Genomic DNA, 24,154 nt, shown 5'->3' with positions numbered 1-24,154 from the left:
CAGGTGACGGGATGTCGGGCAGGTGGGGGTATCAACGACGCGGGATACCCCCACCTGCCCGACATGAAGTCGATCACCGCGCCCGAGTCGGACAAACCGCCCACACGGTTGGTGGCGTGACGGGATGCCGGGCAGGTGGGGGTATCCCGGCGCGTTGATGCCGCCATGTCGCCGACACGGAGTCGATCACCAGGCCAACCAGCCGCGCAGGCGCAGGCGGCGCCGAGGCGGCCGGGCAGACCGCGCAGCGCCTGTCGTGCCGTGTCGGCCCGGCCAGGCGCTACCCTGACACCATGCAGGGCGTCGTCTCCCCCACCATGACCGGCGGGACCTTCCTGGCCCGTCCGGGCCGCCCTGCTGTCGTCACCGCCACCCTGACCGAGTTGACGGGTCCGACCCGGGGCGTCGTCGAGCTGCCCGTACGCCTGATGTGGAGCGCGGACCGCACCTTCGATCTCGCCGACCCGGACGACCTGCTCTGGATGTACGAGAACGTCCTGCGCGAGACCACCCGCGCGGCCGACCTGCGCCAGTTGGTCAACGGTCACCTGCTGCGCCAGGTCTGGTGCCTGCTCAACCTGCCCCGTGGCGTACGCGAGGCGTGGGAGCGACGCCACCTGGTCCTGCGCCACGGAGGCGGCGGGCCGGCGGTCCGGGCCGGCGACCGGGCCCTGCCGGCGGCGTGACCGGGGCCGCGCCGCCGGACGACTTCTATCGTGAGGTCGCCCGGGTGGCCCTGTCGGTCGCCGGGCGGCACCGGTTCGTGCTCGGTGGCGGCGTCGCCTGGGCCGCGCACGGGTTGTTCTCCCGCCCGACGGAGGACGTGGACCTCTTCGCCGACGTCGAGGGGGCCGCCGCCGCCGCGGCGGCCGGGGTGCGTACGGCGTTGGAGCGCGCCGGGTTCGAGGTGGGCGACGCCGACCCGGACAGCGACCTCGCGGAGTTGTTCGCCGGGTTCGACCGGGACATGAAGGACTTCGTGGTGAGCCGGGGGCCGCGTCGGATCCGGTTGAGTCTGGGTCGGCTCGACCGCAACCGCAGCCCGGTGGTGATGGACCTCGGGCCGGTGATGGACGTCCGGGACCTGGTCGCCAACAAGACGGCGGCGCTGGTCAACCGGCGGGAGGTCCGGGACTTCATCGACGTGGCGGCGGTGCTCGAACACTATTCGGTCGCGGAGGTGCTCGACCTGGCCCGGCAGCTCGACCCCGCGCTGGAGCCGGAGGACGTGCGGGCCGCCGGCCACTACCTGGACCGCCTGCCGGATCGTCGCTTCGCCCGCTACGGGCTGGACGGGGCACAGGTCGCCCGGCTGCGGGCCCGGCTGGCGGACTGGCCCCGCTGACGCCCGCCGCGCGGAGCCCGGCGGCGCGGCGGACCGGCGGCGCGGCAGACCGGCGGCGCGGCAGACCGGCGGCGCGGCAGACCGGGAGCCCAGCGCACCGGCGGCGCGTCGGGCCGCTGTGGCAGAAGTGACGGGGGCTCGTTATGGTGCGCAACGGCGCCCACGAGGCGCGTCCCTTCCCCTGGAAAGGCACCTCATGACCTTCTCCACCGGCGCTTCGCGCCGCCAGGTGCTGGCCGTCGCGGCGGCCGCCGCGACCGCGCCCCTGATCGCCGCCGCCCCGGCCAGGGCGGCCGGGTCGACGGACCCGAAGCCGTCGAGGGGACCGAAGACCTGGGACCTGACCGTCCTGGGCACCTCGGACACCCACGGAAACGTCTACAACTGGGACTACTACCGGGACGCGGAGTACGACGACAGCAAGCACAACGACGTCGGCGTCGCGAAGCTGGCCACCCTGGTCAACCAGATCCGCGCCGAGCGCACGGGCAGGGCGACCCTGGTCCTCGACGCGGGCGACACGATCCAGGGCACCCCCCTGGCGACGTACTACGCCAAGCAGGAGCCGATCACCACCACCGGTGAGACGCACCCGATGGCGAACGCGATGAACATCCTGAAGTACGACGCGGTGACGCTGGGCAACCACGAGTTCAACTACGGCCTGCCGCTGCTGGCGAAGTGGATCGGCCAGCTCGGCTTCCCGGCGCTCGCCGCGAACGCGGTCAACGAGGCGACGGGCAAGCCGGCGTACCTGCCGTACGTGATCAAGGAGGTCCGGCTCGGCGGGCACGGCGCGCCGAAGCTGAAGGTCGGGATCCTCGGCCTCACCAACCCGGGCGTGGCGATCTGGGACAAGGGCAACGTCGAGGGCAGGCTGGTCTTCGCCGACATGGTGGAGACCGCCGCAAAGTGGGTGCCGGTGATGCGGGCGCGCGGCGCGGACCTCGTCATCGTCTCCGCGCACGGCGGCGACAGCGGCACCTCCAGCTACGGCCCGGAGCTGCCGAACGAGAACCCGTGCACGATGATCGCCGAGCAGGTCCCGGGCATCGACGCGATCCTCTTCGGCCACGCGCACAACGAGGTCGTCGAGAAGTTCGTGACGAACGCGCGCACGGGCGCGCAGGTGCTGCTCTCCGAGCCGTCCAAGTGGGGGCAGCGGCTGACCCGGATGGACTTCACGCTCACCCGCGAGCGGGGCTGCTGGAAGGTCGTGTCGAAGCACGCGACCATGCTGAACACCAACACGGTGGTCGAGGATCCGGCGGTGCTCGCGGCCGTGCGCGGCCAGCACACCAAAACCGTCTCGTACGTCAACACGGTGGTCGCCCGGTCGACGGTGGAGCTGTCGGCCGCCGAGTCGCGGTACAGGGACACCCCGATCCTGGACTTCATCAACCACGTGCAGACCGAGGTGGTCACGGCGGCGCTGGCCGGCACGGAGCACGCGGCCCTGCCGGTGCTGTCGATCGCGGCGCCGTTCAGCCGCACGGCGGTCTTCCCGGCCGGTGACGTGCGCATCCGCGACGTGGCCGGGCTGTACGTCTACGACAACACCCTGGAGGCCGTGGTCCTCACCGGCGCGGAGGTCCGCGCCTACCTGGAGTACTCGGCGAAGTACTTCACGACCCTCGCGGTGGGTGCGCCGGTGGACCCGGCGACGATCAGCGACCCGGCCGTGCCGGACTACAACTACGACGTCTTCTCCGGCCTCGACTACGACATCGACGTCAGCCGGCCGGTCGGCCAGCGGATCACCCGCCTGGTCCTGCCCGGCACCGGCGCCCCGGTCGCCGACGACGCCCGGTTCGTGGTCGCGGTGAACAACTACCGGCGCAGCGGCGGCGGCAACTTCCCGGGCATCGTGAAGCCGCAGGTCTACAACGCGCAGCAGGAGATCCGGCAGTTGCTCATCGACTGGGCGCAGGAGCGGGGCACCATCGACCCGGCCGACTTCTTCGTGCCGAACTGGCGGCTGGTGCGGGCGGGCGTCCCGGTGGAGTTCCCGAACGCCTGAGCCCGGCCCGGGTCGGGGGCCCCGTCCTGAGGGGACGGGGCCGCCCGCTCAGCCGCCGGGGCCGAGGCGCAGGACCCACTGGTCGGCGTTGGTCGCCGGGTCGGGCCGGTCCCGGCGGGGGTCGGTCTCGGTCGCCGCGGTGCGCTCCTCGGGGCGTACCGCGGGCGGCAGCTCGCCGAAGCGGACGTGCCGCAGGAACGCCAACTCCTCGTCGGTGAACGGGGGTTCGGACTCGCTCATGGCTCGGCCCTCCTCCGACCCAGGATGCCTCATCGCGGCCCCACCGGGCGAACCTGCGGGAGCCGGTCCAGCAGCGCCAGCGCCGCCCGCACCGGGGCGCGGGTCAGCGTCTCGTCGAAGCTCGCCCGGCCCAGGCAGAACCGGACGAACATCCGCCACCCGGCGGGGGTGGCCAGCAGGGCGTGGAAGACGTCCGGCCGACGGGAGAACACCTCCAGCAGCCGGTGCCCGGCGCGCATCGACGGCGTCAGGTCCCGGTCCACGGCCCGCTGGTAGCCGTCCAGGTCGCCGTCGACGACGGCGGCCCCGGCGAGCGCGCCGGAGCGCAGCGCGTAGCTGATGCCCTCCCGGCTCCACGGCTCCAGCAGGCCGGCCGCGTCGCCGGCCACCAGCACCCGGCCGTGGCGCAGCGGCGAGTCGTCGGCCCGGCACCGGGTCAGGTGCCCGGAGTCGTGCTGCGGGTGCACCCCGGACAGGCCGAGGCGGTCGACGAAGTCGCGCAGGTAGGCCCGGGTCCGCTCCCCCGCGCCCCGGGCGGCGATGACCCCGACGGTCAACGTGTCGCCCTTGGGGAACACCCACGCGTAGGAGCCGGGGATCGCCCCCCAGTCCAGCAGCAGCCGGCCGCGCCAGCGACGCCGTTCCGGCTCGGGCACCGGCAGTTCCAGTTCGAGGCCGAGGTCGACCTGCCGGTACCGCACGCCGACGTGCCGGGCGGTCACCCCGGAGGAGCCGTCGGCGCCGATCACCGTGCGGGCGTGCACGACGTCGCCGTCGGCGAGCCGCAGGCGTACCCCGTCGGGGTCCTGCTCCACGGCGCGGACCGCGACCCGCTCGCGCAGCTGCGCCCCGGCGGAGACGGCGGCGGCCCGCAGCCGGTCGTCGAACTCGTCGCGGCGCACCATCGCGATCAGCGGCCCGGCGGCGTGCCGGCGGGTGAACTCGCGCCGCCCGTCGCGGGTGAACGTCACCCGGTCCACCCGGTCGTGCGCGGGCACGTCGATCCGGCCGGCGACGGCCGCGAGGGAGGTGCCGATCAGCCCGCCGCCGCAGGTCTTGTACCGAGGGTGCGCGGCGCGCTCGACGACCAGGGTGCGCAGCCCGGCGGTGGCCGCGACGTGGGCGGCGGAGAGCCCGGCGGGGCCGCCGCCGACGACGACAAGGTCCCAGTTGATCACCGTTGCAGCCTAGGGCACGGCCGGTCGGAAGGCCGGGTGGCGCATCCGGTACGCCGCGCGCCGAATCCGGTGTGCGGGCGGGCATCAACGGCGGGCCGGCGGGTAACCGCGCAGCGCAGCCCCGCCCGCCGCGCGGGCGGTGACCGAGGAGGAAGCCATGCAGCAGGTGCGTCTGTCGGACGTCGAGGAACGGGTGTACGAGGCGGTGGCGGCGCTGGAGATCCGCGGGCAGGTGCCCTACCCGGACCTGATCGCGCAGGAGTCCGGGCTGACCGAGGAGGAGGTGCACGCTCCCCTGCGGCTGCTGACGGAGAAGAACCTGCTGCACCGGGAGGACTCCCCGATGGCCGGGCTGGACTTCGGCCCGCGCTGGTGCGCCCGTCAGATGGCGTGAGCCCGCCGGGGGGCCGGGCCGACGAGCGACGTCGGTGGCAGGCGCTGGGGGTCGGCCTGGTCGCCGCCTTCATGACGCTGCTCGACGTGAGCATCGTCAACGTGGCGGTCCCGTCGATCGACCGGGCGCTCGGCGCGACGCCGAGCGACCTGCAGTGGGTGCTGTCCGGCTACGCCCTCACGTTCGGGCTGGTGCTGGTGCCGGCCGGGCGGTTCGGCGACGCCCGGGGCCGACGCACCGCGTTCGTCGTCGGGATCGCCCTGTTCACGCTGACCAGCGCCCTGGCCGGGCTGGCCCAGTCCCCCGGCTGGCTGGTCGCCGCCCGGCTGCTGCAGGGGGTGGCCGCCGGGATCGTCAACCCGCAGGTCACCGGCCTGATCCAGCAGCTGTTCCGGGGCCCCGAGCGCGGCCGGCCGTTCGGGCTGCTCGGCGCGACCATCGGCATCTCCACCGCGATCGGACCGCTGCTCGGTGGGCTGCTGATCCAGGCCGGCGGCGAGCAGGACGGCTGGCGGTGGGTCTTCTTCGTCAACGTACCGGTGGGGATCGTCGCGATCGTGCTCGGCTGGCGGCTGCTGCCGGCGCAGCCGGCGGGGGCCGCCCAGGGGCGGCGACTCGACCCGGTCGGGGTGCTGCTGCTCGGCGTCGGTGTCGTGCTCGTGCTGCTGCCGCTGGTGCAGCGCGAGCAGTGGCACAGCCCGTGGAAGTGGCTCCTGGTCCCCGCCGGGCTCGCGGTGCTGGCCGCCTTCGGGCTCTGGGAACGCCGGTACGCCCGACGCGGCGCTCCGCTGTTCGACCTGCGGCTGTTCGGCTTCCGCTCGTACGCCCTGGGCTCGCTGATCGCGCTGCTCTACTTCGGCGGGTTCACCGCGATCTTCTTCGTGCTCACGCTCTACCTGCAGAACGGCCTCGGCTACCGCCCCCTCGTCGCGGGCCTGGCGATCACGCCGTTCGCTCTCGGCTCGGCCGCCGCGTCGGCCCTCGGCGGTCGGATCGTCAACCGGTACGGCCGCCCGCTCGTCGCCACCGGCCTGCTGGTCGTGCTGCTCGGCCTGGGCGCGGTGGTGTTCGTGCTGCGCGGTGACCCGCGCGGGTCGGTGCCGCTGCTGATGGCCGTGCCGCTGCTGGTCGCGGGGCTGGGCAGCGGCCTGGTCATCACGCCCAACCAGACCCTCACCCTGGCCCAGGTGCCGGTGCCGCAGGCGGGCAGCGCCGCCGGCATGCTCCAGACGGGCCAGCGGATCGGCTCGGCGGCCGGCATCGCCGCCGTCGGCTCGGTGCTGTTCTCGGCGCTGGCCGGCAGCGGCGGGGACTGGTCGCCGGCGGTGCGGCACGCGCTGCTGCTGGCCATGGGGATCATCTCGCTCGGCCTGTTCGCCGCCCTGTTCGACCGCTGGCACGCCCGGGGCGAGGGCGGGCGCACGGGGTGACGGCAGCGGCGGTGCCCGCCCGGGATCTCCCGGACGGGCACCGCCGTCCTCACTGCTCGGGCACTGCCCGGCTCAGCGTGGGTCAGCGCGTCGACCCGCCGAAGCGTGCCCGGCGACGCCAGGCCAGGCCGGCGAGCATCAGCACCACACCGACCCCGACGAGGCCGCCGCCGACCGCGAGCGGGGTGCCCAGGTTGTCACCCGTCACGGGCAGCTTTCCGCCGTGCGGCGGCCAGGGCTTGTGCGTCGGGTGGTACGTCGGCGACGGCGACGGCTGGGGCCGCGCAAGCACGGTCAGCGTGGCGCTCGCCGTCCGGCCCGTGGTCTGGCCGACCGCGGTGAACAGGTACTGCCCGGGCGTGTCCGGCGTGTAGGTGGTGGTGAAGTTCCCCGCCCCGTCGGTCACGACCGTGAAGTGGGTCGGTGCCGCCGCCCGGTAGGCCACCGGCGCCATCGCGACGGTGCTGCCGTCGCTGCGACGCACCGTGGACTGGCCGGGCAGGCCGGCGGCCAGCGGCGTGATCGTGACGGTGATGTCGACGACCTCGTTCGGCCCGAACCCGAAACCGCTGAGGGTGACCGTGTCGCCGACGTAGACCGTCGACGGGTTCACCGTCAGCACCGGGGGCTGCGGCGGATACGGTGTCGGCTGTGGTGAGCCGGTCGGCGACGGTGTCGGCTGCGGCTGCGCCGCCCCCGCCGCGGTCGGCGCGGCCACGACGGCAAGGCCGATCGTGAGCGCCATGATGATGCGGGATAGCCGCATGATGGGTTCCCTCCTACTAATCGCAGTGTGGTGCGGGATCTATGTGGGTGGTCCATGGGGTGGCGGTCGGTGTGAGCCAGAGGTCGGCGTCGCCGGTGGCGCTGCCGGTCCTGCCGGTCAGCACGTCGACCTCGAGGGTCCGGGTGGCGCCGGGGCGCACCTCGACGTTGGCGACGACGACCTGCCGGCGGCGCTCGGTGCCGCTGCCGACGGGCACTTCCGTGCCGTCGAGCCGGGTGCGCAGCACCGCGCCGCCGGCCGGGCTGTGGACGGAGACCAGGGTGCGGGCGGTGTACGGGTCGCCGGCGAGGCCGAGGCCGAGCACGGACGTCGACAGCCCGCGCTTCGGCGCGGTCGAGTGCAGCGTGAATCGCAGCCGCAGTTCGCGGCGGCCGTCGGGGCGGCACCCCCCGACGGTCAGCGTCGCGGCCGGGCGCAGGTAGTAGCCGAGCTTCGCGCCGCTGCCGTCGTTGAGGAAGACGCCGACGGTGGGCACGTCCTCCTTCTCCGGCAGCGAGCCGGCGAGCCGGTTGCCCTCGATGACCCGCTGTTCCTCGGGGTGGGCGCTCCAGAACAGCACGCGCCGTTCGGTGATGGCCCGGTCCAGCACGGACAGGTACGCCCGGGGGTCCACCTCGCGGGTGAAGAAGGTGTCGAAGGCGGCCGTCGCCGAGGCGGCGAAGAACTCGTCCTGCTCCACCGCGTCCATCCGTTGGTAGGCGTCGGAGAGCAGCGTCCGCACCGCCTTGTCGCCGACCAGGGTGGTGTGGCCCGGCACCGGGACGGGGCCGGTGACCTTGAGCAGGTAGGACAGCACCACCGGGTCGACCGCGAGGACGCCGTCGACGGTGTCGCCGGTGCGTTCGCGGTACATCTGGCGGAACAGGGCGGCGGCGGTCGGGAAGTGCGGGGTCAGGTTGACGTCCGCCGGGTACATGCCCGGCAGGTCGGTGTAGAGGTTGCGGATCTCCGGCTTCAGCTTCAGGGGCGGGTCGAACAGGCCCAGCTGGGCGCTGGTGCCCTGGATGCCCATCCGGAGCTGGCCGTCCTTGGCCTCGATCACGGCGTACGCGCCGAACATCCCGCCGGTGGCGCGCAGCTCCGCCGGGTTCTGGGACACCATCAGGTAGCTGCGGGGGCCGGCCGCGCCGAGCAGGGGCGGCAGCAGCCGGGCGGCGCCGTCGGCCGCCCGGGTGAGGGTGGCCAACTGGTCGAGCTGTTTACGCAGCTCGGCCACGGCGTCGCGCACCGGCGCGACCAGGGCGTCGGTGGGTACGGCGGCGAGGCGGGCGTGGGTGCGCTGGACCACCTGGTCGGTGGCGGTGAGTTCCGCCGCGACCGCCTTGAGCCGGGGCACGTCCAGCCGCCCCTTGCCGGGCAGCAGGGTCGACAGGTCGGTGCGCAGCAGGGTGGGGAAGGCCTCCCGGGCGAGGTCGTCGATGGCCACCGCGATCTGACGCACCGCCGTCAGGTCGTCCCCGGCGAACGGGGTGTGCTGCCCCGCCCGCCAGCCCAGGTCGTCGGTGGCGTCACGCGCCGCGCCGGCCTGCACCTGCAGGGCCGACAGGGTGCGTTGGGCCCGCTCGGTGTCGGCGCCCACCACCTCGGAGCTGAGCTGCTGGGCCAGGGTGGCGGCGTTGAGCAGGTGGGTGCGGGCCTGCCAGCCCCGGAAGCCCACCCAGCCGGCGCTCAGCAGCGCCAGCGAACCGACGACCAGGCCGGCGAGCAGGGCACGACGGGCGCGGGCCCTGGCTCGCCGCCGGGACCGTCGCCCTCGGCGGCGAGGCTGCTCGGTTTCACTCACGCCCACTCCACTCAGAAAACGGACAGAAATGACGATTCATCATTTTCTAGCACGCGCTTCGCCCACTTCGCGCCGTTATGGTGGATTTAGGCCGGGGGTTCCGGCCGGCGCGTCCGCGCGGCGGCCCCGCGGCTGCGCCGCGCGTCGACCGCGTCGTGGAGCAGCCGCTCGACGGCGTCCACCCCGCCGTGCAGCGACATGTCCCGCAGGTACGCCTCCCGGCCGCGGCGGCCCATCTCCAGCCGGGCCGCCGACGGGATGGTGGCGGCCAGCCAGAAGCGGTCGGCTAGCGTGGCCCAGTCCTCCGGCGGGCAGGACAGCCCGGCCCGGGCGCGCTCCACGATCTCGACAGTGTCGCCGCCCGCCGACGCCACCACCGGCGCCGCGCAGCCGAACGCGGCCTGCAGCTTGCCGGGAATCGTCCCGCGCAGCTCCGGCAGGTCGCGCAGCATCACCAGCTGGTAGTCGGCGGCGGCGTACAGGTCGGCCATCTCCAGCGGCGAGCGCCGCGCGACGAACCGGACGTTGTCGGTGCCCAGCTCCGCGGCGAGCCGCCGGACCCGCTCCTCGCCCGGGCCCGAGCCGACCAGGACCAGGTCCATCGTGCCGCGCAGCGGCGCGGCGGCGCGCACGGCCGTCTCCAGCCCGTGCCGGGCGCCGATGGTGCCGGCGTGCATCACCACGCAACGCCCGTCGCCCCGGACGAGGCGGCGGGCCTCCCGGGTCGGCTCGGCCGGATGGAACAGCCGCTCGTCGGTCCAGTTGAGCACCAGCCGCACCCGCCCCGGATCGGCGCCGCCGGCGACCACCAGGTCGCGCATGCCGGGCGCGGCGACCGCGACCAGGTCCGCCGAGCGGTAGAGCCACCGGGTGGCGGCGGCCACCCGGGCGGCCCACGGCGTCGGCGTCGCGCCCTGTGCCTCCAACTCCGGGTGTACGTCCTGCACGTGCAGCACCGTCGGCACCGCGCCCAGCAGCCGCAGCAGGCCGGCCGCCGCGAAGGTCGCGGCGGGGAGCTGGTGGACGTAGAGCACGTCGACGCCGGCCAGGTGACCCCGCCCGATCGTGCCGGCGCTCGCGGCGAAGGAGAGCCATCCCGCCACGCGGGCACGCACGGAGGCGTCCCCGGCCGACCAGCGCGGCACCCGCCGCACCGTGAGCCGCTCGCTGCGGGTCTCGTACCGCCACCGCTGCCGCCAGCCCGGATAGACCTGACCGCCGGGATAGTCCGGGAAGCCGGTCAGCACGCGGACCTCGTGGCCGCGCGCGGCCAACTGCTCGGCCAGGCTGCCGGGGACGAACGCCGGCTCCGGCGGAAAGTGGTAGGACAGGATGCCGATCCTCACCGGGTCCTCCCGGCCCGACGATGACCCACCGGCGCGGCGTGGACACGGAACGTGCCGGCGGGCGCATACGATTCCACGGGTCCCACCGCGACCAGAACGCCGGGAGAACCACCGATGGCCGACCGCATCCTGTTCGTCTGCCACGCCAACCTGTGCCGCTCGCCCATGGCCGAATACCTGGCCGGGCAGCTCATGGCGAAGCTGCCGGTCGAGGTGGCCAGCGCCGGCACCGACGCCGTGGACGGGCGGCCCATGCACCCGTACGCGGCCGAGGTGGCCGCCGAGACGGGGCGTGACCCGGCCGAGTTCCGCAGTCGGGCGCTGACCACCGCCCACCTGTCCGACGCCGCGCTGGTGCTGACCTCCACCCGACGCCAACGCTCGGCCTGCGTCTCCCTGCTCCCCGCCGCCCTGCACCGCACCTTCACCCTGCGCCAGTTCGGCCGGCTCGCCGGGGCAGCCGGGACGCCGGACGGCGCGGACGTCGGTGCGCTGCGGGCGGCGGTGCGGGCCGCGGCCCTGGCCCGGGGGCTGCTGCAACCGGCGGCCCCGGCCGAGGACGACCTGCTCGACCCGATCGGCGGCAGGCCAGCCGACTTCCGGCGCTGCGCGCAGGAGATCGAGCGATCGCTGGCACCGGTTGCGGCACTCATCGAGGCAGCCGGGTGAGTTCCTGCGTCGGGTCGGGGATCGTCTGCTCGGGGCCGGGGAACCCGCCGCCGCGGGCGGCCGGCGCGGTGTCCATGTGGCTCGGCGGGGCGGCGGCCGGCCCGGCCGGCACCTCCACCCGGTAGTTCTCGTACTGGTAGGTCTCGGCGCGGCCGAGCTTGGCCATGTTCAGCACGCAGCCCAGCAGCCGCACGGAGACCGCCTGGAGCGCCTGCGCGGCGGCGCCGACCTGACCACGGTCGGTGCGGCCGTAACGGCTGACCATCAGGGCCCCGTCGGCCTGGACGGCGACGACCACGCCGTCGGTGACGGTACGCAGCGGAGCGGTGTCGATGACCACGATGTCCGCCGACTCCCGCAGCACCAGCAGCAGGTCCGCCATCGCCTTGGAGCCGAGCAGCTCGCTGGGGTTGGGCGGCACCGAGCCGGCGGGCAGCACGAGCAGGGACTTGTCGCCCCACCGCTGCACCACGTCGCCCACGTTGACGTCGCCGAGCAGGACGTCGGTCAGCCCGACGCCGGCCTCCATGCCCAGGTACTCGGCCACCTTCGGCCGGCGCAGGTCCGCGTCGACCAGGGCGACCCGCCAGCCGGCCTCGGCGAGGGCGATGGCGAGGTTGCAGGAGAGGGTGGTCTTCCCCTCCCCCTGCAACGCGCTGGTCACCGCGATCACCCGGGCGGGCTCGTGCACGTCGACGAAGCGCAGGTTCGTGCGCAGCTTGCGTACCGCCTCGGCCCGGGGGGTGGTGGCCGCGTCCCCGACGATCAGCGGGGCGGTGCGGGCGGCGGCGTCGAACGGGATCTCACCGAGCAGCGGGCTGCCGGTGGCGCGCTGGAGGGTGACCGAGTCCCGCAGCCGGGTGTCCAACCGGGTCCGCAACAGGGCCAGGCCGATGCCGGCGAGCAGGCCGCCGAGCGCGCCGAGGGCCAGGTTGCGGGCCGGGTTGGGCGACACCGGGCTGGAGCCGACCCGGGGGCCGCTGATCACCTCGACCTTGACCGGCGGGGTCCGCCCCTCACCGGCGGACTCCACCTCCTTGACCAGCTCGATGAACTGGGCGGTGATCGCCTCCGTCAGCCGCAGCGCGCGGGTGGCGTCGGTGTCGGTGACGGTGCCACGCAGCAGGACGGTGTCGGGGATGGCAGCGGCGCTGACCCGCGCCTGCACTTCCTCGGCGGTCAGCCCGAGCGCGGTCTTGCCCACGACCTTCTGCGCCAGCCGGTCGCTCTGCAGCAGGTCGGCGTACGACTTGACGCGCTGCTGCATGAAGACGTTGCCCTGGTAGGCGTCGGTGACGCCCTGGTTGGGGGTGGTGACGAAGAAGCTCACCGAGGCCGCGTAGCGGGGCGGGGTCCGGACCGTGACCAGCGCGGCCACCGCGAGGCCCACCATGACGGAGAGCAGGACCACCCACCAGCTGCGCCGGACGGTCCGGAGGAAATCACGAACGTCCATCAGCCGCGAAGCCCCCGTCCGGTCCGTGCGGTCGACATGTCAAGCACCAAAGCTCCCTCAGCAATCACGGGGCGATCCTGTTGCAGTCGGTCGACCCCACCAGCGCATCCGGTCGAACCGACTGTAGAGGATCCAAACTCCCAAAGACGGCAATAAGGATGAAATCGGCACTCGCCCAGTTATCGCGGACTTCTCCGTACGCTGGACCAACTCGATTCGGACGGCCGGGGTGACGCGGGGGACGGCCCGGCGGACGAGGGCGCACGGACTGGCCTCCGGACGGACGGCCGGGGGCCACCGGTGCGCCCGGCGGCCCCCGGCTGATGTCTTAGCGGCGACGCTCGGCCGGCTCGTCCTCCTCGGCCTGGTCCGTCTCCTCGGTCACCGCGTCGCTGAACGGCTCGGTGAGGTCGTCGCCGGGCACCGCGACCTCCTCGGCCAGGGCCTGCTCGTCGGGTCGGCCGCCGGCCGGCGGCTCGGGGGCGGTGGCGCCGCCGGCGAAACCGTACTCGTTGGGCTCGTCGTGCCGACTCATGCCTTTTACCTCCATATATCGCCAGAATCGCCTCTTGTCGCTCACCGTAAGGCGTGATCGTCCGCTCCGCAGCGCGCTCGGTGTTGTCCGGCGGCGGGCCGCCGCGCCCCGGCCGCCGGCGCGGTGAGCACGACCACCCGCCACAGTGCGGTGCGCAGCGCCACGACCGCGGCGGCCCCCGCCAGCTGCGTCCAACCCTGGTCGCCGGCGAGCCGAAGCAGCCCGGCCGCCGTCAACAGGTCCAGCAGCACGCGCAGCGCGCGCCGCCACGACCGGGTCGTCGCCAGGGTCACCAGGCCGGTGAGCAGCGCCGCGGCGGTCACGACCGACGGCAGCGGGGCGGTCACGACCGGTCCCCGGGCTCGGGGGCGGACGGGTCGGGAGTCGCCGGCTGCGCCGTGCCGGACGGGCCGGGTGCCGGCGACGACGACGGCCGCTCGGGATCGATCTGGCGCTGCTCCTGGGCGATCTCGCGGCGCAGGAAGAAGTTCAGCGCGGTCCGGATGGTGGCGATGGCCGCGAGCTTGCCGATCTGGTCGAAGGTCGGCGACACGGCGGTACGCAGGATGTCCGCGGCGAGCTGGAACTCCAGCCCGAGGGTGAGGAACCGGCCGAGGGTCAACCGGATGGGAGTGAAGACGGCGGCGCTGCGGTGCCGCAGCCCCTCGGCCACGAACCGCAGCGCCGCCCAGACCGCGCCGACGAAGATGACCGCCGCGCCGGCGACCTCCACGACGGCGACCGCCAGGTGGTCGCCGGTACGCAGGATGTCGTCCCAGCTCACCCGGGGCCGTTACCCGGCCCGCCGGTGGGTAGTCGCCGTCAGCCGGGCTCGGCTGACGGCCTCGAAGGTCAGAGCTCGGCGACGGCCTCGAAGATCAGCCACAGACCGCAGATGGCGAAGAGGATCGCCGCGCCGTAGCGGATGGTGCGCTCGGGCAGGTGCCGGCCGAGCAGCCGCCCGACCAGGATCGCCAGCGCGTCGGCGGCCACCATGCCGAGGGTCGAGCCGAGCCAGGTGCCGAACCAGCCGTACCTGGTGGCGAGGGTGATGGTGGCGAGCATCGTCTTGTCGCCCAGCTCGGCGAGGAAGAAGGCCACGCCGACCGCGACGACGGCGGACTTGCCACCGCGCTCGGCCTTGCGCTTCTCCTCCTCGGTGAGTTTGTCCCCGCGCAGCGTCCAGGCGCCGAACCCGAGGAACGCGAGGCCGGCGATCAGCGAGATCCAGCCGGTGGGCAGGGCGGCGCCCAGCCCGTAGCCGATGGCGACCGAGGCCAGGTGGACGACGGCGGTGGCGACCGTGATGCCGATGAGCACCGGGATCGGCTTGAACCGCGTGGCGAACGTCAGCGCCATCAGCTGGGACTTGTCGCCGAGTTCGGCGACGAAGATGACGCCGAAGCTGACCGCCAGCGCGACGAGGAAACCTTCCATGACACCCTTCCCGAGAACACCGGGCCGGGGGTGTGGGGCGCCCTCGACCCGGCTGTTGTAGACAGCCTGGGTCGAAGGTCTCGCCCGCCCCACCCGAGGGTGGGGCCGCGTGGCCGGATGCGGAACGCACCAGTGTGTCGACCACGACATTGGGGGCTACTCCCCTTCGCGCCACCACCCTACCCCACCAGGGGGCGCCGCCTGAGCACCGGGGCGGCGCGGACCGCTGCTCAGTCGGCGCGGGCCAGGGTCACGCCGAACAGCCCGTCGGCGTCGGTCCAGAACTCCCGGGCGGTGAAGCCGGCCGCGGCGAGTTCCGCGGCGATGCCCTCGGGGCGGAACTTCGCCGACACCTCGGTGCGCAGTTCCTCCCCGACGGCGAACTCCACGTCGAGGTCGAGCACCCGGGCCCGGACCGGACGCTCGGCGCGCAGCCGCATCTCGATCCACTCCCGCTCCGGATCCCAGAGGGCGACGTGCGCGAACGCCTCCGGGTCGAAGTCGGCGCCCAGCTCCCGGTTGACCACCCGCAGCACGTTGCGGTTGAACTCGGCGGTCACCCCGGCGGCGTCGTCGTATGCGGGTACGACGATCGACGGGTCCTTGACCAGGTCGGTGCCGATCAGCAGCCAGTCGCCGGGCTCCAGGGACGCGCGCATGGCGGCGAGGAAGCCGGCCCGCTCGGCGGGCAGCAGGTTGCCGATCGTGCCGCCGAGGAAGATCACCAACCGTCGGCCGCCGGTGGGCAGCCGGTCGAGGTGGCGGGTGAAGTCACCGACGATGCCGCGCACCCGCAGGCCGGGATAGTCGGTGGCGATCTGCTCGGTGGACTGCTTCAGGGCGCTGACCGAGACGTCCAGCGGCACGAAGGTGCCCAGCCCGCCGCGCCGGGTGAACGCGTCCAGCAGCAGCCGGGTCTTCTCCGACGAGCCGGAGCCCAGCTCGATCAGGGTCTTCGCCCCGGTCAGCTCGGCGATCTCGCCGGCCCGTTCGGCCAGCACGGACCGCTCGGCCCGGGTCGGGTAGTACTCCGGCAGGCGGGTGATCTCCTCGAACAGCTCGCTGCCCCGCGCGTCGTAGAACCACTTCGGCGGCAGCCACTTCGGCCACGCGGTCAGCCCCGTGCGGACGTCGTCGCGCAGGCTGCGACCCAGGTCCTGCTCCTCCAGGTAGATCTCCAGCGGTTCCGCGCTCATCGGGTGTCCCCTCCGTCGGTCGTGTCGTTTCCCACCTGTGCGGGCCGGTCGCCGCTCAGCCGGCGGGCAGGGCGGCCACGCGCGCCCCGGCCGCCGTGGCCACCACCAGCCGTCCGTCCGGCACCGCCTGCCAGCCGGGGTCGTCGTCGTGCGGTTCCGAGGCCAGCAGCACCGCGCCCGGGGTCTGCCGGACCGACAGCGCATGGCCCGCGGCGCTGGCCACGACGGTGCGCCCGTCGGTGAGCAGCAGGTTGAGCCGGGACCCGGGGGCCGCCGCCGCGACCTCGGCCACCGTGGCGGCGACCGCCCGCGCCGGGTCCTCGCCCGCCCGCAGCCGGTGCCGCACGAGGGCCCACAGCAGCGCCGAGTCGGTCGGCGCGTCGAGGGTGAGCAGGTCGCGTACGGGCAGCCGGCCGGCGAGCGCGGCCACCGCGTCGGGCCAGCCGCGCACCACCCCGTTGTGGCTGAACAGCCACGGCCCCTCGGCGAACGGGGCGGCGGCGGTGTCGAGCACCGGCATGCCGACCGTGGCGGAGCGGACGGCCGCCAGCACCGCGCCGCTGGTGGTCGCCGCCGCCAGCCCCGGCAGGGTCACGTCGCCCCAGATCGGCGTGCCCCGCCGGTAGCGCACCGGCTCGCCGCCGCCGGGCGGGTACCAGCCGACGCCGAAGCCGTCGGCGTTGACGGTCCCGCCGCCGCGCATGTCCCGGGGCGCCCAGGACTGCCGCACCAGGGAGTGCGGCGGGTCGTACAGCAGGGCGCGCAGGCTCACCGGCGGCCCGACGTACGCCAGGTGCCGGCACATCAGGCGGCCCCGGCGGCGACGTGGCCGGCCCTCACCGGCCCGACTCGTCCGGGCGGGCGTCGCGGGCGCAGCGGAAGCCGCTGAAGATCTGCCGCCGGATCGGGTAGTCCCAGTTGCGGAACGTCCCCCGGCAGGCGGCCCGGTCGGTGCCGAAGGAGCCACCGCGCAGCACCCGGTGGTCGTCGCCGAAGAACACCTCCGAGTACTCGCGGTACGGGAACGCGGCGAACCCCGGATAGCCGCGGAACGGGCTGGACGTCCACTCCCACACGTCGCCGATCAGCTGGTGCACGCCCAGCGGCGACGCCCCGGCCGGATAGGCGCCCACCGGCGCGGGCCACAGGTGCCGCTGCCCGAGGTTCGCCTGCTCGGCGGTCGGCTCCCCGTCGCCCCACGGGTAGCGGCGGGACCGGCCGGTGGCCGGGTCCCAGCGGGCTGCCTTCTCCCACTCCGCCTCGGTGGGCAGCCGCTTGCCGGCCCACGCCGCGTACGCCTGCGCCTCGTACCAGCACACGTGCACCACCGGCTCGTCGTCGCGCACGGGCGACCACCGGCCGAACCGCTGGTACGCCCAGCCGTCGCCGTCGCGCCGCCAGTGCATCGGGGCGGTCAGCCCAGCCTCGGTGCGGTGCGCCCAGCCGGCCTCGCTCCACCAGCGCGGGTCGTCGTACCCGCCGTCGGCGATGAACTCGCGGTAGCGGCCGTTGGTGACCGGGGCGGCGTCGATGACGTACGCGGGCAGGTCCACCGGGTGCGCGGGGCGCTCGTTGTCCAACGCCCACGGGTCGGTGGAGGTGCCCATGGTGAACTCCCCGGCCGGGACCAGGACCTCGTCAGCCACCCGGGCGCGCGGCTGCGGCGGGTCCGGGGCGTACAGCGCCGGCGGGCCGACGCGCAGCTGGTGGGTGGCGAGCATGGTCTCGTCGTGCTGCTGCTCGTGCTGGACGATCATGCCGAAGGCGAACCCGTCGGCGACGAGCGGCCGGTCGGTGAACGGCACCCGGTCGAGCAGGTCGTGCACCTTGTCCCGCACGGTGGCCAGGTAGGCGCGGGCCTCGGCGGGCGGCAGCAGCGGCAGCGCCGGGCGGTCGCGGCGGGGCTGCTTGAACGCGTCGTACAGGTCGTCGATGTCCCGGCGGACGGGCTCGCGCCCGCCGACGTCCCGGACCAGCCAGAGCTCCTCCTGGTTGCCGACGTGGGCGAGGTCCCAGACCAGCGGCGACATGATCGGCGAGTGCTGACGCATCAGGTCGGCGTCGTCGACCGCCTCGGTGAGCCCGGCGGTCCTCGCGCGGGTGCGCTCCAGCTCGGCGGCGATGCGGGTGCGTAGCTGTTCCGCGCCGAGCTCGTGGATGGTCGTCACCGCGATCCCCTCTCCGTGGCGGCCAGCCGCCGCCGTAATCCTCGGGTCGTCTCGTCGTGCAGGTCGGCCGGCAGGTCCAGCCGGGGCAGGGCGGCCAGCGCCAGGTCGAGCAGGTCGGCGGCGGCCCGCGCCAGCGGCGGGTCGCCGAGGCCGTGGCGGGCCGCCTCGTGCCACCGGTCGGCGACCGGCGTGGCCGTGGCCACCGCCTGGCGCACCGTGTCCGGGTCGGCGAGCAGGGCGGCGAGCACCGCCAGCGGCAGCCGCCAGTCCGGCCCCGGCTGGGCGTCCAGGTAGCGGATCTCCAGGTAGCCGCGGGGGCGTACCACCGGGAACAGCGTGCTCAGGTGGTAGTCCAGGTCGTCGGTGGTGGGCGGCCGGGGCAGCACGCCGGTGATCCAGTCGCCGAAGGTCACCCCGGGCGGCGGCGTCCAGTCGGCCTCGTCGTCGCGCAGGCACAGCAGCGGGGCCGCCAACGCGTACGCCGTCCACGCCGCGACCGGGTCGGCGTCGGGCTGCTGCGGCGACCAGACGGGGCGGGTGCGGGCCGGGTCGATGGCCAGCCACGCGGCCATCCGGGCGGACGCCCACCCGGTGCGCCGCCCGGCGTGCCGGTCGGCGGTGGCGAACGCCGCGAGCAGCGGCGGGCCGACCGCGTGGGCCGCCGCCCAGCGGGCGGCGACCTGGTCCGGTTCGCCGGCGTCCAGGCAGACCTGGAGCCCGGCGGTGCTGTACATCATGGTCCGGCCGGCGGGGCCACGGCGGTCGAAGACGCAGCGCATGGCGTGGTAGCGCGGGGTGTCGACGACCGGCCGGGGCGGCCGCCACGGGTCGATGCCGGTGCGCCCGAGCGTCAGGCCGGCGGCGCGGAGCAGGTCGGTGACCTGGGCGATGTCGGCGTTCGTGGCGTCGACCAGCGCGGCGACCGAGGAGCGCGGCGCGGTCGAGATCTCGAGCTGGCCACCGGGCTCGACGGTCACGGTGCTGCCGTGCCGGAGCGGTGCGGCGGGGCTGGAGTCGTGGATGGTGGTGGGGCTGTGCGGCCCGAGGGCCGCCCGGAGCCGCTCCCGGTCCACCGGGCGGGCCGGGTCGGCGGCGTCGTGCACGGTCCATTCCAGTTCGACACCCGTGCGGGTCGGTGGGCCGGTCTTGAAGCAGATCCGGGCGATGTGCCGGACCGCGTCGTCCACCCCCCGCAGCGGGGTGGTCCGGTCCAGCTCCGGTGACGTCACCACGAGACGATCCCTCCCTCGGTCGGGGCGGAACAACGTGACCCTTACCGGCCCCGGCGTCCGCGCTGCGACCATCTTCTGTCTAGCAGACGAATTCCGCTCGCCTTGCCGTAACAGATGTTTCGGGATCAGTCCTCGGCGGTGGTGTCCGTGCCCGCGGTGGGGGTGGCCTTCGACGCCGGCCGGCCGGTGTGCGTGGGGCGGGCGGCGGGCGTGGCCGCGGGGTCGGCGTCGGGGACCAGGCGGCGGCAGAACGCGTCCACCTCGGCGGCGTCGCCGGCGGCGGCGACCAGGGGCGCGTACGCCGGGGTGGTCAGCGCCTTCGCCCGCTGCGCGGCCGGCTTGGCCAGGTACGCCCGGCACAATCCGGGCAGGTTCGCGGCGGCCCCGGAGCGGCCCGGGCCGGGGGTGACGCCGGGCGTCTGTGGCGACGCGGCCCCGGCGGACGTGCTCGGCCCGGCGCTGCCCGGCGTCGCGGTCCCGCCGCCGGGGGCGGACGGGGCGCCGGCCGGGCCCGGGGCGGTGGGGCCGGCGGTGGTGGGGCCCGAGGCGCTGGGGTCGGCCGACGCGGTGCTCGGGGCGGGCGCGGGCGCGGGCTCGTCGGCGCGGTCCAGGCCGACCGCCGCGACGGCGACACCGGCGGTCGCGGTGGCGGCGACCGCCCCGATCCAGGCGACCGCCCCGATCCTGCGGCGGCGCCGCCGGGGCGCGCGCGCCGGGGGCGTCGCCGGCGCGGCGCGGGCGGCCCGGAACGCGGCGAGCGCCGCCTCCTCGCCGGCGAGTTCACCGGGGCGGGCCGGCGCCGCCGCCGCGGCGAGCAGGTCGGCCAGGGGGTCGGCGGGACGGCCGTCGTCGCCCGCGCGGCCGTGGCGCGCGGAGTCGAGGAGCCGGTCGGACGCCGCCCGGTCGGCGGGCAGGTCCGGCCGGTCGGGCTGCCGGCAGCTCATCGGTTTCCCCTCACGTCAGCCGTCCGCCTGCTCGACGTACGGCGCGCCGGGCGTCGGCCGGCCGGGGCGGGGGCGGGGCGGCGTCGCGGACGGAGCGGCCTCCGAGGTCGGGTCCTGGCGCTGCAGGAGCGTGGCGAGGCGGCGCAGGCCCCGGTGAGCCGCCGTGCGCACCGCGCCGGCCCGCCGGCCGAGCACCCGTCCGGCGCTCTCGGCGTCCAGGCCGATCACCGCGCGCAGCAGCACCGCCTCGGCCTCCCGGGGCGGGAGGGTGGCGATCAGCGCCAGCGCGGCCTCGGTGCCGAGGGTCTCGCCGGCCCGCTCGGCCGTGTCGGCGTCACCGGCCAGGTCGGCGAGCGCCTGCACCGGCACGGGCAGCGAGGGCCGGCGGCGCTGCCGGCGCAGGTGGTCCATGGCCCGGTTCCGGGCGATGGTGACGGTCCAGGCCCGGAACTCCCCGCCCGTGAAGGTGGGCAGGTCCCGGGAGATCTGCAGCCAGGTCTCCGAGGCCACGTCCTCGGCGTCGGCGCCGACCAGCGCGGTCAGGTAGCGCAGCAGGCCGGGCTGGAGAGTGCGGTAGAGGAACCGGAAGGCGTCCTCGTCGCCGGCCTGCGCCGCGACGACCGCCTCGTTCAGTTCACTCGTCATGGGTACGCCGTTCCCCCTGCCCGGCGTCGGTGGGCGGCACGTCGGCAGCGACGCGCACGGCACCGACCTGGCCCGGCAGCCGGACCTCCTCCCGCACCACCAGCCCCCCGCTGACCCTGATCACGCCCGACACCGTACGCGCCCGGACGGCGCGTACGACCACCACCCGGCGCGGCCGTCGGCAGGGTGCCCACCCGGGGCGCCCGGCTGGCCGGAGCCGCGCTAACGCTAGGAGCGGGGTGCCGGGCGGACAAGTCAATGCCTCCCGGAGAAAGAGTGAGAATTATCAAACGGTGAACACGGCGAGTCGATGTGACACGGCGCGGGCCGCGGACGCCACTGTCTGCGCAGGCCGGGCGCGACATTCGGGCCCTCCCCCGTTCGGCCAGGCCACGGCACCGGCTCGGGCAACCTGTGACAGGTGGTCGCGAGTCGATCACGGGCGAGCCGGCCCGACGGCCGCCCGGCCGCCCCGGCCGCCCCGTCGCTCCGGTCGGTCCGGCCGGAGCGCGAGAAGTGAGCCGGGCGCGCTCTGGGTACGGTATTGCTGTGTTGTCTTCGGGAGTCGTACTCAGCGGTCGGTACCGCCTGGACGACCGTGTCGCCACCGGCGGCATGGGTGACGTCTGGCGGGCCACGGACCAGATCCTCGGCCGGCGGGTCGCGGTCAAGGTCCTGCTGCCGGCGCTGGTCTCCGACCCGGACTTCATCGCCCGGTTCCGCGCCGAGGCCCGCATCATGGCCGCCCTGCGGCACCCGGGCATCGTGCAGGTCTACGACTGCGGCGAGGACGACCTGCCCACCGGCGGGCGGGCCGACTACCTGGTGATGGAGTTCGTCGAGGGCGAGCCGCTGTCCAAGCGGATCGAGGCGGCGGGGCACCTCGGCGTGGCCGAGACCATGTCGATCGTCGCGCAGGCCGCCCAGGCGCTGCACGCGGCGCACGCCGGCGGCATCGTCCACCGCGACGTCAAGCCGAGCAACCTGCTGGTGCAGGAGGACGGCACCGTCGTCCTGGTCGACTTCGGGGTCGCCCGGTCGACCAACGTCACGAGCATCACCAGCACCAACGCGGTGCCGGGCACCGCGCTCTACATGGCACCCGAGCAGGCGGCGGGCCGACCGGTCTCCGGGGCCACCGACATCTACGCCCTCGGCGCGGTGGCCTACTGCTGCCTGACCGGCGGGCCGCCGTTCACCGGCGACAACCCCCTGCAGGTCGCCGTGCGGCATCTGGACGACGAGCCGCCGGAGCTGCCGACCGACATCCCCGGGCCGGTGCGGGACCTGGTGTCCCGCGCCCTGGCCAAGGACCCGGCGGCGCGGTACGCCAGCGGCGCGGCGATGGCGGAGGCCGCGCGGGCCACCATCGCCGACAGTTCCGCACCCACCAGCACCGTGCCGGTGTCGCCGCGCACGCCGGTCGGCGCCCGGAACGGGTTGGACAGCACCCGCGACGACCTGCCGCCGGTGCGGCCGACGGCCGCGCCGGCGCGCACCTTCGTCGGCCGCACGGGCCGGCGCGGCACCCTGGTCGGCGCGCTCGCGGCGGTGGCGGTCGCGGGGATCGCGCTGGCCGCGGCGCTCGGCGCCGCGACGAACGCGGACGCCCCCGCCACGAAGTACGGGCCGACCGCCCCGGCGGCCGACCCGACGCCGGGCTCCGACGACTCGGCCGCCAGCGAGGAGGCCGTGGTCGACCCGGACCGCACGTTCCGGCCCGGCGGGGGTCGTCCCTCGGCGTCGGTCACCCCGACGCCGACCCCGCAGCCGAGCGACTCGGCCGCGCCGGAACCGACGGGCGCGCCGCCCACCAAGCCCGCCGACCCGCCGCCCACCACGGCCAGCCCCCCTGCCGACCCGCCGCCCACCACGGCCAGCACCCCCGCCGACCCGCCGCCCACCACGGCCAGCACCCCGGCCGAACCGCCGGCCCAGGGGGACTGACCGGGCACGGCCGGGTCCGAGGGCCCGGCCGAGGTGGCCGCCCCACCGACCCCACCTTCACCAAATCGGACTTAAAACCCAGAACCTCACTTACGCTGACGATGAGGTACGTTCCGTCGTCTGCCGCGGGAGCCATGGGTGAGCGCTGAGAAGTTGGTCGTCATCGGCCAGGGATACGTGGGCCTGCCGCTGGCCATGCGCGCCGTCGAGGCGGGCATGGACGTCGTCGGCCTCGACGTCAACGCCGACCGGGTCAAGCGCCTCGCCTCGGGCGAGTCCTTCGTCGAGGACATCCCCGCCGACCGGCTCGGCCGGGCGCTGGGCAGCGGACGGTACCGCCCGAGCACCGAGTACGCCGACGCCGAGGGCTTCGACATCTGCGTGATCACCGTGCCCACCCCGCTGCGCGACGGCGTGCCCGACCTGAGCTACGTCGAGCAGGCCGGCGGCGGCATCGGGCCGTACCTGCGGCCGGGCTGCGCGGTGATCCTCGAGTCGACCACGTACCCCGGCACCACCGAGGAGCTGCTCCGGCCGCTGCTGGAGTCGGCCAGCGGGCTGACCGCCCCCGGCGACTTCCACCTCGGCTACAGCCCGGAACGGATCGACCCCGGCAACCCGGTGTGGAAGCTGGAGAACACCCCGAAGGTGGTCTCCGGCGTCGACGCGGCCTCCCGGGAGCGGGTCGACGCGTTCTACCGGCGGCTGGTCGAGCGGACCGTGCCGGTGGACTCCACCCGGGTCGCGGAACTGACCAAGCTGATCGAGAACACCTTCCGCCAGGTCAACATCGCGCTGATCAACGAGCTGACGATGCTCAGCCACCACCTCGACATCGACGTGTGGCAGGCGATCGAGGCCGCCGAGACCAAGCCGTTCGGGTTCATGCCGTTCCGCCCCGGCCCGGGCGTCGGCGGGCACTGCCTGCCGATCGACCCGTGCTACCTGTCCTGGCAGGTCAAGCGCCGGCTGGGACGGCAGTTCCGGTTCATCGAGCTGGCCAACGACGTCAACCACGAGATGCCCGAGCACGTCGTCCGACGGATCATGAACGGGCTCAACCGGGCCGGGCGGGCGGTCAGCGGGGCCCGCCTGCTGCTGCTCGGGTTGGCGTACAAGCCGAACACCGGCGACATGCGGGACTCCCCCGCCGTGGACGTGGCCCGCCGCCTGCAGGACCTCGGCGCCGAGGTCCGGGCGGTCGAGCCGTACGCCGAGCCGCACCACCTGCCCGGCGGCGTGGTCGTGGTCGGCCTGACCGAGCGCGAGCTCCGCGAGGCCGACGCCGTGGTGGTGGTGACCGACCACGACTGCCTCGACTACGACCTGGTGGTGCGGCACGCCCGGTACGTCTTCGACACCCGCAACCGCTGCCACGGCCCGACGGTCGAACGCCTCTGAC

The 24,154-nt window shown here is 74.9% G+C and carries 25 protein-coding genes; 8 read left to right on the top strand and 17 right to left on the bottom strand.

Features of this window, described 5'->3' with window-relative positions:
• Positions 1 to 293: 293 nt before the first annotated feature.
• From LPA42_RS00720 to LPA42_RS00710, 3 genes are all read left to right on the top strand, one after another.
• The gene (locus LPA42_RS00720; protein WP_077940146.1) at positions 294 to 686 is read left to right on the top strand and encodes a hypothetical protein; all 393 of its coding nucleotides are present in this window, start codon (positions 294 to 296) and stop codon (positions 684 to 686) included.
• Positions 683 to 1,345: a nucleotidyl transferase AbiEii/AbiGii toxin family protein gene (locus LPA42_RS00715; protein WP_228986218.1), complete on the top strand. Its 663-nt coding sequence runs from the start codon at positions 683 to 685 to the stop codon at positions 1,343 to 1,345. Before LPA42_RS00720 ends, LPA42_RS00715 begins: the two co-directional genes overlap by 4 nt.
• A gap of 196 nt (positions 1,346 to 1,541) precedes the next feature.
• On the top strand, positions 1,542 to 3,365 hold the full coding sequence (locus LPA42_RS00710; protein WP_077940145.1) for a bifunctional UDP-sugar hydrolase/5'-nucleotidase: 1,824 nt from the start codon (positions 1,542 to 1,544) through the stop codon (positions 3,363 to 3,365).
• Positions 3,366 to 3,413: 48 nt separating this feature from the next.
• On the opposite strand, the gene LPA42_RS00705 is transcribed toward LPA42_RS00710, so the two are convergent.
• Together LPA42_RS00705 and LPA42_RS00700 are read right to left on the bottom strand one after the other, a co-directional pair.
• Positions 3,414 to 3,605, bottom strand: coding sequence for a hypothetical protein (locus LPA42_RS00705; RefSeq protein WP_043968958.1), 192 nt, complete (start codon positions 3,603 to 3,605; stop codon positions 3,414 to 3,416).
• A gap of 29 nt (positions 3,606 to 3,634) precedes the next feature.
• The gene (locus LPA42_RS00700) at positions 3,635 to 4,783 is read right to left on the bottom strand and encodes a geranylgeranyl reductase family protein (RefSeq protein ID WP_077940143.1); all 1,149 of its coding nucleotides are present in this window, start codon (positions 4,781 to 4,783) and stop codon (positions 3,635 to 3,637) included.
• A 157-nt stretch (positions 4,784 to 4,940) separates the two neighbouring features.
• On the opposite strand from LPA42_RS00700, the gene LPA42_RS00695 reads away from it, so the two are divergent.
• Positions 4,941 to 5,177, top strand: coding sequence for a hypothetical protein (locus tag LPA42_RS00695; protein ID WP_043969592.1), 237 nt, complete (start codon positions 4,941 to 4,943; stop codon positions 5,175 to 5,177).
• Positions 5,174 to 6,607 (top strand): MFS transporter, encoded by a 1,434-nt coding sequence (locus LPA42_RS00690; protein ID WP_228986217.1) that lies wholly within the window; start codon positions 5,174 to 5,176, stop codon positions 6,605 to 6,607. The genes LPA42_RS00695 and LPA42_RS00690 overlap by 4 nt, the downstream gene beginning before the upstream one ends.
• 82 nt (positions 6,608 to 6,689) lie before the next feature.
• Here LPA42_RS00690 and LPA42_RS00685 read toward each other — a convergent pair whose 3' ends face one another.
• The 3 genes from LPA42_RS00685 to LPA42_RS00675 form a co-directional block, all read right to left on the bottom strand.
• Positions 6,690 to 7,373, bottom strand: a complete 684-nt coding sequence (locus tag LPA42_RS00685; RefSeq protein ID WP_077940142.1) for a hypothetical protein — start codon at positions 7,371 to 7,373, stop codon at positions 6,690 to 6,692.
• Positions 7,374 to 7,389: 16 nt separating this feature from the next.
• Entirely contained in the window at positions 7,390 to 9,177 is a 1,788-nt protein-coding gene (locus LPA42_RS00680; protein WP_096761739.1) for a DUF4012 domain-containing protein, read from the bottom strand.
• Between the two features lie 86 nt (positions 9,178 to 9,263).
• Positions 9,264 to 10,523, bottom strand: a complete 1,260-nt coding sequence (locus LPA42_RS00675) for a glycosyltransferase family 4 protein (RefSeq protein WP_077940140.1) — start codon at positions 10,521 to 10,523, stop codon at positions 9,264 to 9,266.
• A 114-nt stretch (positions 10,524 to 10,637) separates the two neighbouring features.
• Between LPA42_RS00675 and LPA42_RS00670 the strand changes: the two genes are divergently transcribed.
• Entirely contained in the window at positions 10,638 to 11,192 is a 555-nt protein-coding gene (locus LPA42_RS00670; RefSeq protein WP_077940139.1) for a low molecular weight phosphatase family protein, read from the top strand.
• On the opposite strand, the gene LPA42_RS00665 is transcribed toward LPA42_RS00670, so the two are convergent.
• The 12 genes from LPA42_RS00665 to LPA42_RS33700 all read right to left on the bottom strand — a co-directional run bounded on the left by LPA42_RS00665 (position 11,173) and on the right by LPA42_RS33700 (position 20,929).
• Complete coding sequence (locus LPA42_RS00665; protein ID WP_077940138.1) at positions 11,173 to 12,648, bottom strand: polysaccharide biosynthesis tyrosine autokinase; 1,476 nt, start codon at positions 12,646 to 12,648, stop codon at positions 11,173 to 11,175. The two genes, LPA42_RS00670 and LPA42_RS00665, sit on opposite strands and share 20 nt — an antisense overlap.
• 328 nt (positions 12,649 to 12,976) lie before the next feature.
• A complete protein-coding gene (locus LPA42_RS00660; protein WP_077940137.1) occupies positions 12,977 to 13,183 on the bottom strand; it encodes a hypothetical protein in 207 nt (68 codons plus the stop codon).
• 41 nt (positions 13,184 to 13,224) lie between these two features.
• Positions 13,225 to 13,530 (bottom strand): hypothetical protein, encoded by a 306-nt coding sequence (locus LPA42_RS00655; RefSeq protein WP_091280427.1) that lies wholly within the window; start codon positions 13,528 to 13,530, stop codon positions 13,225 to 13,227.
• Positions 13,527 to 13,967 (bottom strand): DUF1622 domain-containing protein, encoded by a 441-nt coding sequence (locus LPA42_RS00650; protein WP_077940136.1) that lies wholly within the window; start codon positions 13,965 to 13,967, stop codon positions 13,527 to 13,529. The genes LPA42_RS00655 and LPA42_RS00650 overlap by 4 nt, the downstream gene beginning before the upstream one ends.
• A gap of 68 nt (positions 13,968 to 14,035) precedes the next feature.
• Entirely contained in the window at positions 14,036 to 14,620 is a 585-nt protein-coding gene (locus LPA42_RS00645; protein WP_077940135.1) for a TMEM165/GDT1 family protein, read from the bottom strand.
• 230 nt (positions 14,621 to 14,850) lie between these two features.
• A complete protein-coding gene (gene egtD / locus LPA42_RS00640) occupies positions 14,851 to 15,816 on the bottom strand; it encodes an L-histidine N(alpha)-methyltransferase (RefSeq protein WP_077940134.1) in 966 nt (321 codons plus the stop codon).
• 55 nt (positions 15,817 to 15,871) lie between these two features.
• On the bottom strand, positions 15,872 to 16,621 hold the full coding sequence (egtC, locus tag LPA42_RS00635; protein ID WP_077940133.1) for an ergothioneine biosynthesis protein EgtC: 750 nt from the start codon (positions 16,619 to 16,621) through the stop codon (positions 15,872 to 15,874).
• A 31-nt stretch (positions 16,622 to 16,652) separates the two neighbouring features.
• Complete coding sequence (egtB, locus tag LPA42_RS00630; RefSeq protein ID WP_077940132.1) at positions 16,653 to 17,984, bottom strand: ergothioneine biosynthesis protein EgtB; 1,332 nt, start codon at positions 17,982 to 17,984, stop codon at positions 16,653 to 16,655.
• A complete protein-coding gene (egtA, locus tag LPA42_RS00625) occupies positions 17,981 to 19,216 on the bottom strand; it encodes an ergothioneine biosynthesis glutamate--cysteine ligase EgtA (protein ID WP_077940131.1) in 1,236 nt (411 codons plus the stop codon). Before egtA ends, egtB begins: the two co-directional genes overlap by 4 nt.
• A gap of 125 nt (positions 19,217 to 19,341) precedes the next feature.
• A complete protein-coding gene (locus LPA42_RS00620) occupies positions 19,342 to 20,160 on the bottom strand; it encodes a hypothetical protein (RefSeq protein WP_228986216.1) in 819 nt (272 codons plus the stop codon).
• Between the two features lie 15 nt (positions 20,161 to 20,175).
• Positions 20,176 to 20,805 (bottom strand): RNA polymerase sigma factor, encoded by a 630-nt coding sequence (locus tag LPA42_RS00615; RefSeq protein ID WP_043968943.1) that lies wholly within the window; start codon positions 20,803 to 20,805, stop codon positions 20,176 to 20,178.
• The gene (locus LPA42_RS33700) at positions 20,795 to 20,929 is read right to left on the bottom strand and encodes a hypothetical protein (RefSeq protein WP_255378751.1); all 135 of its coding nucleotides are present in this window, start codon (positions 20,927 to 20,929) and stop codon (positions 20,795 to 20,797) included. The genes LPA42_RS00615 and LPA42_RS33700 overlap by 11 nt, the downstream gene beginning before the upstream one ends.
• Before the next feature lie 425 nt (positions 20,930 to 21,354).
• Here LPA42_RS33700 and LPA42_RS00610 point away from each other — a divergent pair, with 425 nt between their 5' ends.
• Together LPA42_RS00610 and LPA42_RS00605 are read left to right on the top strand one after the other, a co-directional pair.
• Positions 21,355 to 22,752, top strand: a complete 1,398-nt coding sequence (locus LPA42_RS00610) for a serine/threonine-protein kinase (protein ID WP_228986215.1) — start codon at positions 21,355 to 21,357, stop codon at positions 22,750 to 22,752.
• 138 nt (positions 22,753 to 22,890) lie between these two features.
• Positions 22,891 to 24,153, top strand: a complete 1,263-nt coding sequence (locus LPA42_RS00605) for a nucleotide sugar dehydrogenase (RefSeq protein WP_043968941.1) — start codon at positions 22,891 to 22,893, stop codon at positions 24,151 to 24,153.
• Position 24,154: the final 1 nt, after the last annotated feature.

The sequence above is a fragment of the Micromonospora sp. DH13 genome (genome assembly GCF_020873825.1).
GTDB classification, from domain to species: domain Bacteria; phylum Actinomycetota; class Actinomycetes; order Mycobacteriales; family Micromonosporaceae; genus Micromonospora; species Micromonospora haikouensis.
This window is presented reverse-complemented; position numbering and strand designations above follow the sequence as displayed.

Coding starts and splice junctions, on each gene's coding strand:
- LPA42_RS00720 (WP_077940146.1), top strand. CDS start 294: ATGCAGGGCGTCGTCTCCCCCACCATGACCGGCGGGACCTTCCTGGCC.
- LPA42_RS00710 (WP_077940145.1), top strand. CDS start 1,542: ATGACCTTCTCCACCGGCGCTTCGCGCCGCCAGGTGCTGGCCGTCGCG.
- LPA42_RS00705 (WP_043968958.1), bottom strand. CDS start 3,605: ATGAGCGAGTCCGAACCCCCGTTCACCGACGAGGAGTTGGCGTTCCTG.
- LPA42_RS00695 (WP_043969592.1), top strand. CDS start 4,941: ATGCAGCAGGTGCGTCTGTCGGACGTCGAGGAACGGGTGTACGAGGCG.
- LPA42_RS00685 (WP_077940142.1), bottom strand. CDS start 7,373: ATGCGGCTATCCCGCATCATCATGGCGCTCACGATCGGCCTTGCCGTC.
- LPA42_RS00670 (WP_077940139.1), top strand. CDS start 10,638: ATGGCCGACCGCATCCTGTTCGTCTGCCACGCCAACCTGTGCCGCTCG.
- LPA42_RS00665 (WP_077940138.1), bottom strand. CDS start 12,648: ATGGACGTTCGTGATTTCCTCCGGACCGTCCGGCGCAGCTGGTGGGTG.
- LPA42_RS00660 (WP_077940137.1), bottom strand. CDS start 13,183: ATGAGTCGGCACGACGAGCCCAACGAGTACGGTTTCGCCGGCGGCGCC.
- LPA42_RS00645 (WP_077940135.1), bottom strand. CDS start 14,620: ATGGAAGGTTTCCTCGTCGCGCTGGCGGTCAGCTTCGGCGTCATCTTC.
- egtD (WP_077940134.1), bottom strand. CDS start 15,816: ATGAGCGCGGAACCGCTGGAGATCTACCTGGAGGAGCAGGACCTGGGT.
- egtC (WP_077940133.1), bottom strand. CDS start 16,621: ATGTGCCGGCACCTGGCGTACGTCGGGCCGCCGGTGAGCCTGCGCGCC.
- LPA42_RS00620 (WP_228986216.1), bottom strand. CDS start 20,160: ATGAGCTGCCGGCAGCCCGACCGGCCGGACCTGCCCGCCGACCGGGCG.
- LPA42_RS00615 (WP_043968943.1), bottom strand. CDS start 20,805: ATGACGAGTGAACTGAACGAGGCGGTCGTCGCGGCGCAGGCCGGCGAC.